The organism is Fibrobacter sp. (assembly GCA_012523595.1).
Classification (GTDB): Bacteria; Fibrobacterota; Chitinivibrionia; order Chitinivibrionales; family Chitinispirillaceae; genus JAAYIG01.
This window is the reverse complement of the sequence record JAAYIG010000198.1, coordinates 18620-37375: the sequence shown is the minus strand read 5'-3', so window position 1 is coordinate 37375 and position 18756 is coordinate 18620. Positions and strand designations below refer to the sequence as shown.

Below are 18756 nucleotides of genomic sequence, written 5' to 3'. Positions count from 1 at the left end.
AAGCTATCCCATCCATAACTTCCTGTCAAGACTGCGGTACTGGATCGCCTCAGCAACATGCTGACCCTTTATCCCTTCTGAATTGTCCAGATCAGCTATTGTTCTGGATACTTTCAGTATCCGGTCGTACGCTCTTGCTGACAAACCCAGTTTTTCTATGGCATTTTTCAGCAGGTTCTGACTATCCTGGTCCAGATCACAGTACTTTCTTATATGCCGGGATTCCATGTGAGCATTGCAGAAAACCCGCTTCTCTTTTTTATATCTTTCCAGTTGCAGAGAACGTGCCTTTTTTACATCTGCCCTCATTACAGAAGAATCCTGACCCGGTGCTTTACGTGAAAGTTCCTCATAAGAGAGCGCCGGCACTTCCACATGAATATCGATTCTATCAAGCAACGGACCGGAAATCCTGGACATGTATTTTTGAATCTGCTGTGGTGAGCAGGTGCATTTATGCCTTGTATCTGTGTAATATCCGCACGGGCAGGGATTGAGGGCGACTGCAAGCATGAATCGCGCGGGATACGAAAGGGACATCAGTGCCCGGGAAATGGTCACCTTACCGTCTTCAAGGGGCTGGCGAAGATTCTCCAGGACATTTTTGTTGAATTCCGGTAGTTCATCCAGAAATAAAACTCCATGATGGCTCAGGCTTACCTCGCCCGGACGAGGGTAGGAACCTCCACCGATAAGGCCTGCATCGGAGATAGTATGGTGGGGAGAACGGAAGGGGCGGGTTGCAAGGAGCGGGGTATTGGTGTCCAGAAGTCCTGCTACAGAGTGGATTTTCGTGGTCTCCAGCGCTTCATCCAGAGAAAGATCCGGAAGAATGGTCGGGAGCCGTCGTGCCAGCATGGTTTTTCCTGAGCCAGGTGGCCCGATCATCAGGATATTATGCCCGCCTGCAGCGGCAACCAGAAGAGCTCTTTTGATATGCTCCTGTCCTTTTACATCCCTGAAATCGATAGTATATGATTTTGCCTGGTTAAAGATGGAATCGAGATCAGTGGTAAAGGGATCGATGTTTTTGATTCCGGTTAGAAAATCCAGCGCCTCAGAAAGGTTTTTGACGGGAAAAATCTTTACCCCTTCTGCTACTGCCGCCTCCAGGGCATTTTCCTGTGGTACCAGCATCCCCTCCACACCAAGCTCCCTGGCTTTAATAGCCATAGAGAGCACCCCTTTGATGGGTTTAACTGTACCATCAAGGGACAGTTCACCTGCAATACAGAATCTCTCGGGATTAATGATATCGATCTGAGATGAGGCTATAAGGAGGCCTATAGCGATAGGCAGATCAAATCCGGATCCCTCTTTTTTCATATCCGCAGGTGCCATATTGATGGTGATTTTGCGGTTTGGGAACTGGAAACCGCAGTTTTTGATCGCGGACATGACTCTTTCACGTGATTCCCGCACTGCACTGTCCGGGAGCCCGACAATGGTCAATCCAGGAAGCATCTCACTGGTATCTGCCTCGATACCAATCTCAAATGCATCAATTCCAAGCACTGCCAGAGAACGTAGTTTCGCCAGCATCTTGACTCCTATTTCGTGGACTTTAAACCGGAAAGTAATTTATAATGTATTATAACTCTGAGATCAGCCTTCAGTTTCAGGCTGCATGAGACGAGAAAAGAAAAGCCTGATCATTGCAATTCGGGAAACTGCTATCAGGTTTTTTTATAACACGTAGTATATTTGTAATACCAAAATAGATTTATCTGAGTGAGAAGTGAACAAAAAATATGATACTCCCCGATTCATCACAGAGCATCGAAATGAAACCAATGAATACTTCATCCAGGGGAGATGATTCAGACACCAGAGATGCAGAACTGGTGATAGCGCGTAAGATCCAATCAGCGATGATTCCCCGTAATCTTCCTGTGCTGGAGGGTCTGCAGCTTGATTCGCTTTACCTCCCCTGTGGAGCTATTGGGGGAGATCTTTTCGATGTGGTGAAGCTTTCAGACGATGTGCTGGCATTTGTGATATTTGATGTCACAGGGTTCGGGATACCATCAGCACTTATCTCCGCGCTTGCAAAAGTCTGCTTTTCGAATCATCTCCGTAATGGTTTTTCTCCGCGGGCGGTCATAGAGCGGGTAAACAGTGAAATAATCAGAGATGTTTCAGCCGATTTCTATCTTACTGCCTTTGTTGCCTATCTTGACCTTCATGATAACAAGCTGACCTATTCCAATGCCGGGCACGCCTGCCCGATTGTGTACCGGAAAAAGGAAAATCAGGTACTTCAGTTAAAATCACAGGGTACATTTATCGGGGTGTTTGATAACGGTTTTTTTGATGAGCAGAGTATTTATCTGAATGCGGGGGATTGCCTGGTTCTCCTCACTGACGGGCTTTACAGGGTATTTTCCGATGATTTACAGGAAGGGAAGATGCTTTTTGAGGAGACTGCCTGTGAGTCTTTAAAGGATGGCAGGGCGGAGAAGCTGCTGACTGTTATCAATGAAAAATTCAGGTCAAAGACCAATGTAGATGATGATGTGACTGCGGTCGTAGCGGAAGTTCTGACGCAGTCAAGAAAGAATCTGATTAAAAATAAACTGGGGTTTGCCGATGGTGATCCGGTGTACCTTCAGTCTATCAGCTATTACGAAGAGATGGATCGTGCTGTTTCGGTTATTCTTTCAGGTATGGATAAATTCGGATATGCTGATGACAGTATCAGAAAAATGAAGATCACCCTTACGGAACTGCTTGTGAATGCGATTCTGCATGGAAATGGCAAGGACTTTTCCAAAAAAGTGATCATGGGTCATGTTATAGACAAGAAGAAAACGGTAATATCGATACTGGACGAGGGCGAAGGCTTCGACCCAAACAGTATTCCAGATCCTACGCTTCCGGAAAATCTGGTTAAAGACTGCGGCAGGGGCCTCTTCATTGTGCGGCATTATGTTGATAAGGTCGAGTACAACGAAAAAGGGAACCGGGTCACTATAACAAAATTTCATTCGGTTGCCTGAGAATAATGTCTGCAAAAATCGCCTTGGCTGGCTATATGGGTTCGGGTAAATCGACTGTTGCTGGAATTCTGGCTGAGGCGGGGGCGTACATAGTTGATGCCGACAGGGAAGCCAAGTTACTCATGCAGTCCGATCCGGAAATTAAAATGAAGCTTAATGAGATTTTCGGTGAGCAGGTATTCAAAAACGGATCGATTGCTTTTGACAGGCTGGGAAGCATTGTTTTTGGATCAATTGAGGAATTGAAAAAGTTAAACGCTGTTGTGCATCCGCCGCTTCTGGAGAGGCTTTGTTTTCTGATGAGACACAGAAGAGAGCCGGTAGTTTTGGATGCGGCTCTGATTCCGCTCTGGCATATCGAAGACTGGTTTGATCAGAGGGTCTGGGTTTCTGCATCATTTGATGTGAGGCTGAAACGTTTACTTGCCAAAGCGGGTGGGCTCACGGAAGAGGCTATCAGGGAGAGAATGTTACTGCAGGAAAAGCTTTTTCAATCGCCTCCGGAAGGGATCTGGAGGTACATTCGCAATGAGAGCAGCATTAAAGCATTGAGGTCTGAAGTGCTTGCCTGGACAGGATTAAGCGGGTAAATGATGCGGATCAAGGAAAATTTGTTTTACCGGTTGGCTGTTCTGGGAGCAGTAATTCCCCTGCTTTTATTCTCTTGTGCAAAGAAAAAGGATTCACAGGTCATAATTATTGGTTCTGAGTCCCTTACAGTTGAACAGCTTGTTAAACTCGACCCGGTGGCACCAAGTGACTCCGTGCGTATCAAAAATATCAAGCTGCGCAAGGCAATTGCCTCGGAAACTGATGATTCCGGTGTGGATTCCCTTGCCATAAGGTTTTCTGAGCAGCTTCAGCTTCGAGCGGGTGAGGAATGGACTCCCAGGGGAGCGGGGCTCCTGCTTTCTTCAGGACGGGTTCTTTACCGCAAATTGAATGAATTATCTTCAAGCAACTCGGTTGCTGCCTATGCTGAATCTCTTTTTATGCAGTATAATAAGGGAGACAGTACGGGACCTGGCTTGACAGCAGTTTTCCCGGACAGTGTAAAACTGGAAAAACAAGAAGAAATTGAACGGTTTTTCAGCGGTATTTTCGGTATCTCTGAAACTGCAGGACAGCTTCTTTTTGAATTTGTGAAAGATCAGCAGGATGTGATGAGCAGTGAGGATGCTGAGCGTATCATTAAAGGGTTGGTTTACACCGGAGAGAAAACCGACACCGTCAAAGAAACCAGGAAACCACTTGTTCAGAAAAAAGTAGTGGATAATTCCCTCACTGCGCTAAAATACCGGGGGCAGCAGTCAATCCGGGATTCCATCGAGAAACACATTCCCAACCTGAAATCCATTTACAAAAAGCGGCTAAAGATAAAAGAATATATGAGCGGCACGGTGATGATCACTTTTCTGGTGGATGCCTCCGGAAAAGTAATTGATGCTAAAATCAGCAAATCCAGTGTCAATGATAAGGAATTTTCTGACCTTCTATCAGCATACGTCATGAATATCCGGTTCAAACCAGTACCTGAAGAGGTAGGAAATATGAGTTTCGAATTTCCGTTTGAGTTTAATCCCGAGTAAAAATGCTTAAAGAACATTCCTCTTTTATAAAGCAGGCTATTGCCCTGATTGATTGTGTTCTGCTGGTTGCAGCATTCTACATTGCTTATTCAATAACAGCCATACACCGTAACCTCCATCCTATTCTTAACTACTGGATAATGGTGATCGGATTCATGGGCTTTTACCTTTATTTTGCCTGGACAAGATCGCTTTTCTCCATACTGCACTTCAACTGGATGCGAGGTTTGATGCGCAGGGTGGTGGCGATTTTCATATCCGCTGGTATTCTGGGCGCCTCTATACTTTATCTTCTCCCGGACAGCCACAACAGCAGATACCTTTACCTGACATTTGCCGCTATCTCATTTGTATTTATAGCATCGGAAAAACTATTTGTCAAACGTACAATAGCCCGTATACGCCGTTATAACCGCAATACAACTCCGGTGATTCTGATTGGAAGAGGCAGGATGGCCTCGCAGATCCATCAGGAAATAAGCAATCATCCCGAATGGGGCCTTCGCATGATCCGTAAACTGGATCTGGGAATTCAGCCCTCTGAATTCGAAGAGGTTCTCAAGAACAGCTACGTTGAAGAGGTGTTTTTCTGTATTCCAAGGAAGATGACAAAAGAGGGTTTTTCGGTTGATTCTTACCTGCAGATCTGTGAGGAGATGGGGCGTCCCGCCCGTGTGTTTCTTAATATTTCCGGGGCCACATACTTTGCAAGGTGGGAATATCACCGCTTCATGGGCCGTCCTACACTTCTTTCCCATACTGTGGAACTCGACCCTGATCAGATGCTTTTTAAAAGATTGTTTGATCTTGCCGGGGGAATTGCAGGCCTCTTTGCTCTTATCATTTTATATCCCTTCCTTGCTGTGGCTATCAAGCTTACATCAAAGGGACCGGTTTTTTTCAAACAGGTAAGAGTAGGGAAAAACGGCAAGAGATTTGTCATTTACAAATTCCGCTCAATGGCTGCTGATGCGGAGAAGAGGAAACAGGAGCTTGAAAAGCTTAATGAATGTGATGGGGCGGTGTTCAAGATAAAAGACGATCCAAGGGTTACCAGAATAGGCAAAATCATGCGTAAGTTAAGTCTTGATGAACTGCCGCAGGTTTTTAACGTGCTCAAGGGTGAAATGTCACTCGTAGGTACCAGACCCCCGACCCCGGATGAAGTCTCTAAATACCAGAAATGGCACCATCGCAGAATCAGTATCCGTCCGGGAATCACAGGATTATGGCAGGTTTCAGGAAGAAACAAGATAAGCAACTTCGATGACATTGTAAGGCTCGACCTCAAATATATCGATAACTGGAGCATCTGGCTCGATATTAAGATCATATTTAAAACAGTCATTGTCCTTTTTAAGAGAGATACAGCTTACTGAGATGTTTACAAAATTAAGTTCTTCAGCTTTTATCAGACTTGTTCTGCTCCTGTTATTGACCTTTTCCTTCGTTTACGGGGTACCGCTTGAGAACTGGCGTAAACCATTCTTCAATACAGCAGCGGATATGGAACTTGCCGATAAGTCTCCAAGCGGGATGTTCTGGGACAATATCGGAGAAGCCGATGTATTTGACAGGTCGATATGGTTTCCGGGAGAATCAACGGACAGCATAAATTACCTTTTTCTGGAACCGCAGGTCATGGGCGGTTATGGACCGGTGCTTTCTGATGAAAACAGCAGATCCTACTTTCAGATAAACATTCTTAATCAGATAAGATACAGACATCTGCTGGTCAGGCAGGTGGTAAATGTGGATAAAAGGTATGAATATGATAAACTTTATCCTGCTCACAAAGATCGTGATCTTAGAGGCCGGTTCGATGAGGCCTTTGTTCAGGTCGATTGGAAATACGGTTTTTTCCGTCTGGGCAGACTGAACAGAAACTGGGGACCGTTTGCAGACAGAAGCCTGGTGTTATCTTCAAATCCATACAGCTACGATGCACTGGAGTGGCAGCTCCGCTCATCTCTTTTTGAATTTCGCCATATTTTCGCAGCCTTTCACTATAACCGCTCGGATCATAGAGATTCCGATAATAATGCTGATCTCAACAGGTTTTTAACTGCTCATTCTCTTAATCTGATGCTGGGGAAATGGGTAACCCTGGGGCTGACCGAAACGGTCCTGTTTACCCGCACCAAACATTTTCCCGACCTGCAGTATATAAACCCGTTTTCGGCTTACACTGTAGTAAATACAAATCAGGAGGGAAAAGGGAATCTGGTACTTGCTTTTCAATGGAATATTCATCCTCTAATCGAGGATGTCTGCTTCAGGGGACAGGTTGCTTTTGATGATTTTCAGGTAGATGATGAGAAAATTACAGATAAGGAGCCTGCTCACTGGGGAATTGACATGGGCATTTTCTGGAGAAATCCTTTTAAATTACCCATGAATCATCTGCTGAAAACCACCTGTACTTATGTTTCGCCCTGGATGTACACTGTTCCGGACAACAATGCCAATAATGGAGAACGTTACATTTATTGGGACAAAAGCCTCGGAATGTCGGAGAATGATTTTGACCGGATAAGTGCGGGCTTTGATATTATCGGTAAAAACTACTGGGCCTCGGGCTTTGAAATGGCTTTCTTTAGAAATGGTGGAAATAATGTTCTTACCAAATGGCAGGATAGTGAAGAGGGAAATACGAAGGGCCTTCCGGTTGACAGAGATTCTATCCGTGAAAAAGGATTCGAGATACTGTTGGAAACCAGGTTTTATTACAGGAATTATGCGGACCTTTCTCTTTCCGGGTCCTCAAAATGGGTGAAAAACAAAGACAATATTTCTACTTCCAGTTTCGAATTAGTACCATCAATAAGAGCTGAATTATCCTTTCATTTCAGTAATTTCCGGCTGCGACTTCCCAACTGATGATGGACTATCCAGAAAAAAGAAAACAAACCTCAAGTGTATTGTCTTTGACACCTCAGGCTGTCTCCATTCATAAGGAAATATTGATGCTGCTGAAGTCACTCGAAGAGGGTTCTTTCTCCTCATGCCTTGATGAAGAGTTTGTTTCCACACTCAAAGAGGTTCATCGGCTTTTCGACATATTTCAGAAAGAAGTACTCAATGATACTGAATTTAAGTGCTGCTGCAGGGAGACATGTGCAACGTGCTGTTTTCACTGGGTTGAGGATGTAAATTCGTTCGAGGCTGAAATTATCGCCGGATATATCCATACTGCCATGCCCGGTGAGGTTAAGAGGATAATTGAAACCTGCCGGAGTGACTGCCTGGAACTGGAAAGATTGAATGACCTTGTACAAAAACGGCTTTTGGAGTCCGGTGATGACAGGGAGCAGATAGATGAAATTGATCTGTTGCTGTCCGTTTATTATCAGATGAAAAGGCCTTGCCCTCTGCTTGACAGGAGCAATAGATGCAGTATTTATGCTGTCAGGCCGTTTACATGCAGAATCTATATCAATCTTTCGAACCCTTCCTGTTGCGACCCGGAATGCATAAATGACAGTGGAATGAATACATACCTGCTCGACTTCGAGGAGGATGCCAATCAGATACTGGACAGACTGCATTTTAAATACATGAAATTCGAGGGTGATACGGGACTCAGATCACTGATTCCCAGGTACCTGGAAAAAATGTAAAAGAGCAGCTTCTACTCTTCTTCGCTGTTCTCTTCCTCTTTGATCCTTTCCCGGTATTTTTCCGGGGTGGTGCAGGTAATCTGATTAAAAGTAATTCTCATATTGTCCAAATCTGTAAAACCAGTCTTTGCAGCTATCTCGTCGAAGGGAATGTCTGCATCCCGCAACAATTCTTTGACAGAACGGATTCGCTCAAATGTCAGAAGACTCGTGAAATCGCCGCCGGTTTCAGCCTGGATTTCCGATTCTATTTTCTCCCGGTCAATCCCTGTTTCCTTTGAAAATGCCTCCAGATCCAGTTCAGAATTGCTGATCATCCGGCGCATACTTACAAGAATGGAACTCATCAACTCAGATGTGCCTCTGTTTTCCAGTTCTTCGTATTTGTAGTCATCACGGCACTGCTTTATCAGTATTGATATAACAAAGGTTATAACAACTCCGGTGATTATTGCCGAAAGGGCAAGCAGGAGTTTCAGAAGTGGGAGGGCCTGTTTGAGCCTGATGGTTCCCCACTGACTTGGGTTATACCTGTTTGAGAAAGTCGTTCCGGACCAGCTTGTAAACCTGCGCGTTCCATCATTATCAGAGTTGAATATGGAGACATCAAAGCCGAATTTCATATTCGGGAACTGCAGATCAGATAAGCAGAAAAACGGTATCGAGGCCTCAATTGTGTAACCATCTGTAAAAGATCTGGCCCACTTCATCTCACGGCTGAGCAGGACATTGACGCTGTCACTGAGAATGAAACCATCTTTGGTGAGATCAACTGTGAAACTGTTGCTGCGGGTTTTGGGACCAAAGCGGATGCTGCGATGGTTTATGCCTGAAAAATTGCTTTTATCATTGTGAAGATCAAAATGGAGTTCAAGAAAATCGGAGTATGTTACTGAGCTGTCTTTTACATGGGCAGCAAACAGGATATGTGAATTACTCCACAAAATCCGGAATGTGCCTTCTGAACTAATCCGGATTTCCTTTACATTTTTCCAGTCGGAGAGATCCCCGTCAATTTTGATCTTTTCAGGGGTGGTTGTCTGGCGACAGCTGACTTTTTTGCGGCTGAGATGTTTATCTCTGTCCAGAACCCATCTGTGCGGCATAGGGGGGCAGATTATCTTCCGGTTTTGTTCTTTGTACAGGATGTATCCGAATTGAAGGTGAATCTGATCCTGATCAGGACAGTTTGAGGGGTCCCATTTCAACTTATAGGGTGCCCTGCGGACAACCCCAAGAGAATCGATCCGGTTTTCAGAATGTCTGACCAGAATCATCACAGAATCGACAGTACATCGGGGGACTATCTCTATATCAACGATTTCTCCTGAAAGAACGCTTCTTATCGATGGCGCAGCTATATAGGCGCTGTCAGGGGTGATTAACTCGGAGAGGTTGACTGTGCTGTCCTTCTGTGAAGCTTTTGTCAATGTCTGCAGTACGGGCATTTTTTGTTCAGAATTGACTTTCAGAACCGTAATGCAAAGAAGGAGAATGAAAATGACGGATTTATCAGTCTTTCTCATGAGAAACTATTTACCTCTGGTTAAAAATTAATCAGGATTCATGGGGAGTCAAATGGACCCGGGGAATGGTTCTGAAAAAGCCGCGATGAAAGTGGGCGGATTTTATTTTCAAAGGCAGATGGCTCCTTGGGCCGCTCATTGTCAGGATTAAAAAAGAGGAGAAAAAATGAAATCCAACAGGCTGATTGTGACTATCGGTGCAGCATGGGTTCTCTTTATTGCCCTGGACAGTTTTTCGGGAATTTTAAGAGCCTGGTACCTCCGCAAGATGTCAAATCCGTTCAGATCATTTTACCATGTGGTCAAATATTTAAGGGCTGCGGCCATTTTCTTCATCTCAATTCTTAATCTCTGGCTGATAGCCGGATCACCGGGAAGACGTGTCAGGTAGTCAGAAGGAAATATTATGGAAAGTCAAATATATCTCGATAATAACGCCACAACCCAGGTAGCTCCTGAGGTTTTGGATGCAATGCTTCCCTTTTTCGGGGATCGTTACGGTAATCCATCGAGTATCCACCGGTTCGGAGGATACGTCAAGCGTCATATAGAGAAAGCTCGTGAGCAGGTCGCCTCGCTGCTTGGAGCATCGCCTGAAGAGATCATCTTTACAAGCTGCGGATCAGAGGGCGACAATATGGCACTGAAAGGATTTTCTGCCGCCCGTGAGGGATCTCGGATTGTTACCTCAACGGTTGAGCATCCTGCAGTACGTAATACAGCGCGTTATCTCCAGAGTAAAGGAACATCCCTTGTCGAACTGGATGTTGATTCCTCTGGAAACCTCAGGATGGACCAGTTTGAAAATTTAAATATCGACAACAGAACTCTTGTGAGCCTCATGTGGGCAAACAATGAGACAGGTGTGCTTTTCCCGATCCATGAGTTTGCTGGAAAAGCAAAGGAAAAGGGCGGGTTTTTCCACACCGATGCGGTGCAGGCTGCTGGCAAGGTTCCTATTGATGTCAAAACGGTACCAGTTGACATGCTCGTGATTTCCGGCCATAAGCTCCATGCTCCTAAAGGAATCGGTGCGATTTTCATCAGAAAAGGAGTGGATCTGGAGCCGATTCTGCACGGGGGACATCAGGAAGAGGGAATGCGTGCCGGAACTGAAAATGTTCCGTATATAGTAGGCCTTGGTAAAGCATGTGAACTGGCAATGAAATATATGGATGAAGAAAATTCCAGAGTCAGAGCGATGCGGGACAGGCTGGAGGAGGAGCTGTTGAAAAGATGCCCTGGCGCAAAACTCAATGGTGATAAAAAGATGCGCCTTCCCAATACAACCAACATCAGTTTTGAGTTTATCGAAGGTGAAGCAATACTGCTGCATCTGGATGAAAACGACATAGCCGCATCATCGGGTTCTGCCTGTACCACAGGTTCTCTTGAACCCTCTCATGTGATGATGGCTATGGGAATTCCTTATACCTTCGCACACAGTTCCACCAGGTTTTCTTTAAGCAGATACAACACAGACGAGCAGATCGACAAGGTGATCGAAGTCATGCCCGGAATTGTTGAGAAGCTGCGAGGCCTGTCACCTTTTGTAGGGAAAAAAAATGAATAGTTTGCAAAAAGAAATAAATGAATTGAAAATTGAAAAACGTGCGGTAATTCTGTCGCATACTTATCAGCCTGCTGAAGTTCAGGATATTGCCGATTTTGTGGGAGATTCCTACGGGCTCAGTGTGGAAGCAAGCCGTACAAGTGCGGACATAATAGTTTTCTGCGGAGTGCGTTTCATGGCAGAGACTGCCTCTATTCTCAATCCCGGAAAAAAAGTGATCCTTGCTGAAAAAGATGCCGGCTGCCCGATGGCAGATATGATCGATGCATCCGATCTCAGGGAGCTCAAGACACAGTACCCTGATTATCTGGTCATGTGTTATGTCAACTCTACTGCAGAGGTAAAGGCGGAGAGCGAAGTCTGCTGCACAAGCTCGAATGCGGTCAGGATAGCCGGAAAGCTTCCTGAGGACAGAGGTATAATCTTTGTACCGGATAAGCACCTTGGATCTTTTGTTCAGGAGAAAACAGGAAGGAAAATGGTTTTCTGGGATGGATTCTGCCCGACACATCAGTGGATAACCCGGGAGATGATTCTCCGGGCAAGGGATGAATATCCGGATGCTGTTCTGCTTATCCACCCTGAAGCATCGGCGGAGTGCAGAAATCTCTGTGATCATGTACTGTCGACAGGTGAGATGTGCAGTTTTGTCAAAAGCAGCAGTCACAAGAAGTTTATCATAGCTACCGAGAGCGGGCTTCTGCATACGCTAAGGAAGACAAATCCGGAAAAAGAATTTATGGTGCTCAGTGAAAAACTGATCTGTCCGAACATGAAGAAGGGATCTCTACTTTCGGTGAAAAAAGCACTTGATGGAAGTGGTGGAGAGGTGATTTCTGTTCCGGAGGAGATAGCGGGTAGAGCCTCATTGTCGCTGAAGAGGATGCTTGAGATGAGTGTTTGAGGTTTTTTTCCCTGTCCTAATGGTTTTAAAGGGGCGTGGTGTTCTTTTTTAAGTAATATTATTACTTTGAGACCCATGCCCCTTTCTATTTGGGAGCCTTAACCTTGCAGCAGCTAACACCAATGCTGATTGTCCATCCGGGAAGCACCCTACAACCCGTGTTTTTCTTCGGATCTCCCTCATGAGCCTCTCTAACGGATTATTCGTTCGTATTCTTACCCAGTGCTCACGAGAAAAGTACATGCGACAGACCATTCTTGCCGGCTTATATCATGTACAATTCGAAAGTGCTCTTTTGTGAAAACGCAATGAATCATACACACCATTGAGAATATTGTGTGAAAGATTAATTACAAGATATGAAGGAATAAGTGACTAAATCTGTTTCAATATTGTAAATTGAATAAGAGTTGGTTTAATAACAGCTCCTTTGTTTTAATTTTGGTAGAAACGAAAACATGCTCTATGGCCGACCAGTTCCTTCTCAGTTTTACACTGGTAAACAACTCAAATACCTCGCGAACCCTTTTGATAAAGAAAGCACATTTACCCTGCCAAATTTTTCTATGCTGATAAAACCGCTCGATGCCATAGACATTATTTCTTTGTAAACAGGAGAATACGCATAACCCAGTTGCCTTGAAAGCTCTTTGATATGAATCCTGGCACTGTTTAACAAAGCAAAAAGAATTTCCGATCTTATATTAGGACCAATTAACGCCCGTATCGCAAGCAACGGATTCATTTTCAGAACTCTTTTTTTGTCCAGCATTGCATCATCATAAAAATCAACCATCGTGCAGTATAATCCCCATTTCAGATACTCATCCCGGGCAAATTCCTTCTGGTTCTTATCATAAACCCCGAATTCATCACCGTTTTTAAAGAGAACTTCCGGGAGACCATTCGGTTTGCAATATTTCAGGACTGTTTTAAGCCTTGGATCTGCACCATTTTGAATCGCGATATTGATAACCGCTCCCAATACGGCAGTATCCGCCGCATCTATAAAATGAAGAAGCCTTTGAACGTTGATCAAATCATGAAAGTTTCTGATCCAGGTAAGCATTGCCTTAAGAATCCGTTCTTCATACCTCCCTGCATGCGTTGTTTCAATTATTAGAAGCTCCGGATCGACAAAGCCCTCAAAAGGCTCACCGGTTCCGGCCCAGCCAAGTCTGATCCACTTATCATAACATCCGTCGATCACTCCTCTGTCATATATCAAGGCCATGGGACATCTCTCTTTCCTTCTTTTTCAGAACACGGCTTAGTGCAATGTTATCAATTTCCATAACAGCTTTTTCGTAGGTAGAACTGGAACTGTCTGCTTCAGAATCGATATAATTCTGCTGTTCATACTCAGATAAATTCCATACCTCTTCGATGCATATAGTGCTATTTCCGATGCTATCGAGTACCTGAACCCTTCTTCAGTTTTGATGAATTCAGGCCTGATGGATTTGAACTGAATTTCTATCCTGAGCGACAACTCCGGATCTCTCGTGTACAGATCATCCTGTTTCTGCCTGAGCAACTTAAGATCATCATCATTAAAGGGCGTTTGCCTTATATCCTGAATATCCCAGGAACGGATATTATCATACTTGGCGAATTTGGTAATAACCGAATCTGCTTTAGATATGATATAAGGTTCGAGATATTTAAAATTTCCCTGTATAAGGATAAGATCCGGCTTATAACATAATCGAAAGTGATTTTAGCCCTTTCATTTATCCACTGGTGATCCAGCGAATACTCTCTGGCAATCTTCTCTATGATCTTTGGATACGGGTCTTTATTTATGTCCTCAGATGCCCCAAGGACATCGATATCCTTGGACGGTCTCGTGATAGCCCCGTTTATGATCAGTGCCGAAGCACCCTTTATGATTAATCTTAAAGGACGATTTAATTCCTGATCAAAGGCCTCAAGCATTTTGATCATCTTTTCCTGGTTCATTCTATTTAAGATTTCGCCCAACTTGTATCCTTTATTTAGTTTTGTATATCTCTATATAAGATATCATATAGTATACCATTTTCCAGTAATTTCTTACGAAACTCCTCTGCCCTGGTTTTGGCAGAAGAGCCATACATAAAAATAGATCCTGACTCTTTCAACTTTCAGACTATAGCTTGTGCTGTTTCTTCCTGTTGAAGTGATCAACTGTCAATTAATACTTCCTCTTTCTCCTTTTTCTGACTCAGTCCCCCTTCTTCAAAATAGTCCCGAAAAGGTTGTGATAAAGTTTCCTCTGGGGTAAGGAACCTATGAAAAGAAAAGGAGACTTAGCTGCAAATAAATCACTAATTCATCACCATGAAAAGGATGTCACAAAGTTACCTCTGGGGTGAAAAACTGACTCAAGCGCTTAAATCACAAAATCACCCCTGAGGTGACCTGGTACACCAACCCTTCCCAATGTAATACAACAAAGATCAATTCCGATTCACCCCATGTTTAACATCCTAATACCTCTACAAATACTTATTTTTACTCTTCCCGGATAAACATATCTCTTCTCCCGGGCGTACTATGCTAAAAAAGGATAAGGGCTGATTCATGGGCAGTGTAAAAAGACTCTTCGTAGAAAAGAAAAAAGGATGTGATGTAGCGGCTTCCGGCTTACTGTATGATCTCAGAGAAAATCTCGGCATAAAAGTACTAACCGGTGTCAGAATACTGAATCGTTATGACATAGAAGGAATCTCAGAGCAGGAATATATCGCTGCGCGCAATACCATCTTTGCAGAACCGCCTGTTGATCTCCTCTATGATGAAAACATGCCCCTGGGCAGTGATGAAAAAGCATTTGCAATCGAATACCTTCCCGGACAGTATGATCAGCGTGCCGACAGCGCCTCCCAGTGTATTCAGCTTTTAACACATGGTAATCGGCCATCAGTAGCTACTGCTCAGGTCTTTGTTCTTCAGGGAAATATTTCGGATGATGAATTTTTAAAGATAAAAAATTACTGTATAAACCCTGTTGATTCCCGGGAAGCTGCTTTCGAAAAACCGGAGTCACTGGAAATGAAAACAGAAATTCCTGAGGATGTGAAAGTTCTCGGGGGTTTTATACATTCTGATGAGTCTCGACTGGAACAGTTCCGCATCTCCATGGGCCTTGCCATGCGTCTGGATGACCTGCTTTTCTGTCAGAAATTTTTCCGTGACAGTGAAAAGCGTGATCCTACAATAACCGAAATCCGCATGCTTGATACCTACTGGTCAGATCACTGCCGCCATACTACCTTCCTCACAGCTATCGATGATGTCCATATCGAAGAGGGAGTATTCAGTGAACCTCTGAAAATTGCTTTCTCCCGATACAAAGATGCCCGTCAGTTTGTTTATGGTAATTATGAAAGGGACATCTCTTTGATGGATCTGGCTACCATAGGGGCAAAAGAGCTTAAAAAACGCGGGCTGCTCGATGATCTTGATTCTTCAGAGGAGATCAATGCATGCAGTATAGTTGTGCCTGTTGAAATTGATGGGAAAGAGGAAGAGTGGCTTGTGATGTTTAAAAATGAGACTCACAATCATCCCACAGAGATTGAACCATTCGGTGGTGCAGCTACATGTCTGGGTGGTGCAATCAGGGATCCTCTTTCCGGGCGCTCCTATGTTTATCAGGCGATGAGGGTTACCGGATCGGGTGATCCGCGTCGCAGCGTTGAGGAAACACTCCCGGGAAAGCTGCCTCAAAGAAAGATAACAGTTCTTGCAGCTCAGGGATACAGCTCTTATGGAAACCAGATAGGGCTTGCGACCGGCCATGTCGCGGAAGTTTACGATGAGGGGTTTGTGGCCAAGCGGATGGAGATCGGGGCGGTGATCGGTGCAGCACCAAGGGCTAATGTTGTGCGTGAAAGGCCTGCTGCCGGTGATCTGGTGCTCCTTGTCGGTGGAAGAACCGGTCGGGATGGTTGCGGGGGGGCAACAGGATCATCAAAGGAACACACAGAAGAATCAATACTTACCTGCGGTGCAGAGGTACAGAAGGGAAATCCTCCAACAGAGCGTAAACTTCAGCGCCTGTTCCGGAAGAGGGAAGTCAGCTTAATGATCAAGAGATGCAATGATTTTGGTGCGGGTGGAGTTTCTGTGGCAATTGGAGAGCTTGCCCCAGGTCTTGATATTGATCTTGACGCTGTGCCCAAAAAATACGATGGTCTTGACGGAACGGAACTGGCTATTTCGGAATCGCAGGAAAGAATGGCGTGTGTTATCGCTCCCGACAATCTGGATGCATTTCTTGCTGAGGTGTCAAAAGAGAACCTCGAGGCAGCAGTGGTAGCCAGAGTCACCGATAACCGCAGGTTGAAGATGAAATGGCGGGGGAAAACTATTGTTGACCTCAGCAGGGATTTTATCGATACCAACGGAGTCAAACAGAACGCAACTGTAAAGGTGATTTCTCCGGATTGTTCAGCGGATTATTTCGATCTTTCAACGAAAAGATACGGGAAATTACCATTGGACCAAGCCTGGAAAGAGATGCTTTCTGATCTTAATGTCTGCAGTCAGAAGGGGCTGGTGGAACGTTTTGACAGCACGATTGGAGCTTCAACTGTGCTGCTTCCTTTCGGAGGGAAATACCAGAGTACCCCGGCAGAAAGTATGGTTGCCAAGCTGCCTGTTCTTGAGGGTTCAACAACTGCGGGTACAGCGATGAGCTACGGGTATAGTCCCGCTCTCTCAAAGTGGAGTCCGTTTCATGGCGCTTTCTATGCGGTAATAGAGGCGATCGCCAAAATAGTTGCTATTGGAGGTGATCACCATCGTGTCAGGCTCACTCTTCAGGAGTATTTCGAGAAAATCGGGACGGATCCCTGGAAATGGGGAAAACCGTTTGCCGCGCTGCTGGGTGCTCATTACGCGCAGGTCGGGCTTGGCATTCCGGCAATCGGGGGGAAGGACAGCATGTCTGGAACTTTCAAAGATCTTAACGTTCCACCCACACTGGTTGCTTTTGCAGTGGCTCCAGTCGATATCAGAAAGGTGATTTCGCCTGAATTCAAGAAGACAGACTCGAAAGTCCTGCTGGTGCGAACTGGCCGCGACAGTCATGGAATGTGCGATATCAAAGCAATAGACAGGTGTTTTACTGCTGTTCATAAAGCCATAAGTGAGGGCATGGTGCTCGCCGCTCATACTGTAAGGACGGGTGGAATAGCCGAGGCTGTAAGCAAAATGAGCTTCGGTAACAGGATAGGGATGTGTTTTACAGAGGAAATGCCTGCCGGAGAACTTTTCAGTGCTGATCCTGGAGCGATGGTTCTTGAGATCGCAGCTAACTCTGATGCCTCTAAAATCTTCGAAGGTATAGAGTGCAGAGTGCTTGGCACTACATCGGCGGAACCGGTAATAAAGCTGAATGGAATTGAACTGAGGATTGAAGAGATTCAGTGTCACTGGGAAGAACCTCTTGAAAAAGTATTTCCCAGCCGCACTGATTTCATTAAAACGGAACCGGCTCTGCTTTACAAAGAAAAGTGCAGAATCCGACCTTCAGTGAAAGTTGCCCGTCCCAGGGTGTTTATACCGGTTTTCCCCGGTATCAACTGCGAATATGATTCAGCCCGGGCATTTGAGAGTGCAGGCGCTGTTTGTGATATCTTTGTAACCAGGAATCTCAGTCCGGTTGATATTGAGGAATCAATTGAGGCTGTGGTTAAGAGGGTTAAAAATGCTCAGATTATAATGTTTCCAGGCGGTTTCAGTGCAGGAGATGAGCCCGATGGGTCCGGAAAGTTTATTGCCGCGTTTTTCCGTAACCCTCACATAAAGGATGCTGTCGATGAATTCCTTAACAGGCGTGACGGGCTGATGCTGGGTATATGCAACGGATTTCAGGCGCTTGTCAAACTCGGACTTGTTCCCGGCGGTCAGATAATCGACATGAAGGAGAGCAGCCCGACTTTGACTTTCAACACAATAGGAAGACATATCTCCCGGATTGTCTATACGAAAGTGGTTTCAGTCAAGTCTCCCTGGTTCATGAATGTAGACGCGGGTGATATCCATGCGATTCCAATCTCCCATGGTGAGGGGAGGTTTATTGCTCCCGATCATGCTATTGAGTCTCTCTTCCGAAATGGCCAGGTAGCAACTCAGTATGTTGATTGTGATGGGAACAGCGACAGTTATGACAGTAATCCAAACGGCTCAATTTGTTCGATAGAAGGAATAACCAGTCCTGATGGAAGGATTCTGGGAAAGATGGGACATTCCGAGCGTAAAGGTGACTATATTGGTATAAACATTCAGGGTGAAAAAGATCAGAAGATTTTTGAAGCAGGAGTAGGCTATTTCAGATAGTAATCATAAAAATGGTATATGATTCCTGGAAGTTTGGGTTTCCTGAATCTCCAGGCCACTTTTTGCTCCATATACAATAATCATGACAATCTTACGTGCAAGGCATTAATTTGAAATAACATCTTTATTCCAGTTTTTCACACTAAGCAGATTTTCCAGTTTTTTTCAACGTAGCCCAGAATTATAGCCCTTGCCGCAATTTTAATGATAACATT

At 44.8% G+C, this 18756-nt stretch carries 14 protein-coding genes and 1 pseudogene; 10 read left to right on the top strand and 5 right to left on the bottom strand.

Features of this window, described 5'->3' with window-relative positions; translation table 11 throughout:
• Positions 1–3 precede the first annotated feature (3 nt).
• Positions 4–1542: a YifB family Mg chelatase-like AAA ATPase gene (locus tag GX089_13600; GenBank protein ID NLP03525.1), complete on the bottom strand. Its 1539-nt coding sequence runs from the start codon at positions 1540–1542 to the stop codon at positions 4–6.
• Positions 1543–1784: 242 nt separating this feature from the next.
• On the opposite strand from GX089_13600, the gene GX089_13595 reads away from it, so the two are divergent.
• The 6 genes from GX089_13595 (at position 1785) to GX089_13570 (ending at position 8208) form a co-directional block, all read left to right on the top strand.
• Entirely contained in the window at positions 1785–2999 is a 1215-nt protein-coding gene (locus tag GX089_13595) for a SpoIIE family protein phosphatase (protein ID NLP03524.1), read from the top strand.
• Between the two features lie 5 nt (positions 3000–3004).
• Positions 3005–3589 carry a dephospho-CoA kinase gene (gene coaE / locus GX089_13590; GenBank protein ID NLP03523.1) on the top strand — a complete coding sequence of 195 codons (585 nt, stop codon included), beginning with the start codon at positions 3005–3007 and terminating at the stop codon, positions 3587–3589.
• The gene (locus tag GX089_13585; GenBank protein NLP03522.1) at positions 3590–4588 is read left to right on the top strand and encodes an energy transducer TonB; all 999 of its coding nucleotides are present in this window, start codon (positions 3590–3592) and stop codon (positions 4586–4588) included.
• Positions 4589–4590: 2 nt separating this feature from the next.
• Positions 4591–5967: a sugar transferase gene (locus tag GX089_13580; protein NLP03521.1), complete on the top strand. Its 1377-nt coding sequence runs from the start codon at positions 4591–4593 to the stop codon at positions 5965–5967.
• Position 5968: 1 nt separating this feature from the next.
• Positions 5969–7468, top strand: a complete 1500-nt coding sequence (locus tag GX089_13575) for a hypothetical protein (protein ID NLP03520.1) — start codon at positions 5969–5971, stop codon at positions 7466–7468.
• A gap of 86 nt (positions 7469–7554) precedes the next feature.
• On the top strand, positions 7555–8208 hold the full coding sequence (locus GX089_13570; GenBank protein ID NLP03519.1) for a hypothetical protein: 654 nt from the start codon (positions 7555–7557) through the stop codon (positions 8206–8208).
• 11 nt (positions 8209–8219) lie between these two features.
• Here the strand turns inward: GX089_13570 and GX089_13565 are convergent, their stop codons facing one another.
• Complete coding sequence (locus GX089_13565) at positions 8220–9734, bottom strand: helix-turn-helix domain-containing protein (protein ID NLP03518.1); 1515 nt, start codon at positions 9732–9734, stop codon at positions 8220–8222.
• A gap of 166 nt (positions 9735–9900) precedes the next feature.
• Between GX089_13565 and GX089_13560 the strand changes: the two genes are divergently transcribed.
• The 3 genes from GX089_13560 to nadA are packed head-to-tail and all read left to right on the top strand — an operon-like array spanning position 9901 to position 12211.
• The gene (locus GX089_13560) at positions 9901–10125 is read left to right on the top strand and encodes a hypothetical protein (protein NLP03517.1); all 225 of its coding nucleotides are present in this window, start codon (positions 9901–9903) and stop codon (positions 10123–10125) included.
• A 15-nt stretch (positions 10126–10140) separates the two neighbouring features.
• Positions 10141–11307, top strand: a complete 1167-nt coding sequence (nifS, locus tag GX089_13555) for a cysteine desulfurase NifS (protein NLP03516.1) — start codon at positions 10141–10143, stop codon at positions 11305–11307.
• A complete protein-coding gene (gene nadA / locus GX089_13550; protein ID NLP03515.1) occupies positions 11300–12211 on the top strand; it encodes a quinolinate synthase NadA in 912 nt (303 codons plus the stop codon). The genes nifS and nadA overlap by 8 nt, the downstream gene beginning before the upstream one ends.
• A 48-nt stretch (positions 12212–12259) precedes the next feature.
• Here nadA and GX089_13545 read toward each other — a convergent pair.
• The 3 genes and pseudogenes from GX089_13545 to GX089_13535 form a co-directional block, all read right to left on the bottom strand.
• Positions 12260–12439 (bottom strand): annotated as a pseudogene (locus tag GX089_13545) (hypothetical protein).
• A 262-nt stretch (positions 12440–12701) separates the two neighbouring features.
• Entirely contained in the window at positions 12702–13445 is a 744-nt protein-coding gene (locus tag GX089_13540; protein ID NLP03514.1) for a winged helix-turn-helix domain-containing protein, read from the bottom strand.
• Positions 13446–13780: 335 nt separating this feature from the next.
• Complete coding sequence (locus GX089_13535; protein NLP03513.1) at positions 13781–14158, bottom strand: hypothetical protein; 378 nt, start codon at positions 14156–14158, stop codon at positions 13781–13783.
• A gap of 618 nt (positions 14159–14776) precedes the next feature.
• On the opposite strand from GX089_13535, the gene GX089_13530 reads away from it, so the two are divergent.
• Positions 14777–18541 (top strand): phosphoribosylformylglycinamidine synthase, encoded by a 3765-nt coding sequence (locus GX089_13530; protein ID NLP03512.1) that lies wholly within the window; start codon positions 14777–14779, stop codon positions 18539–18541.
• The last annotated feature ends 215 nt before the right edge of the window (positions 18542–18756 follow it).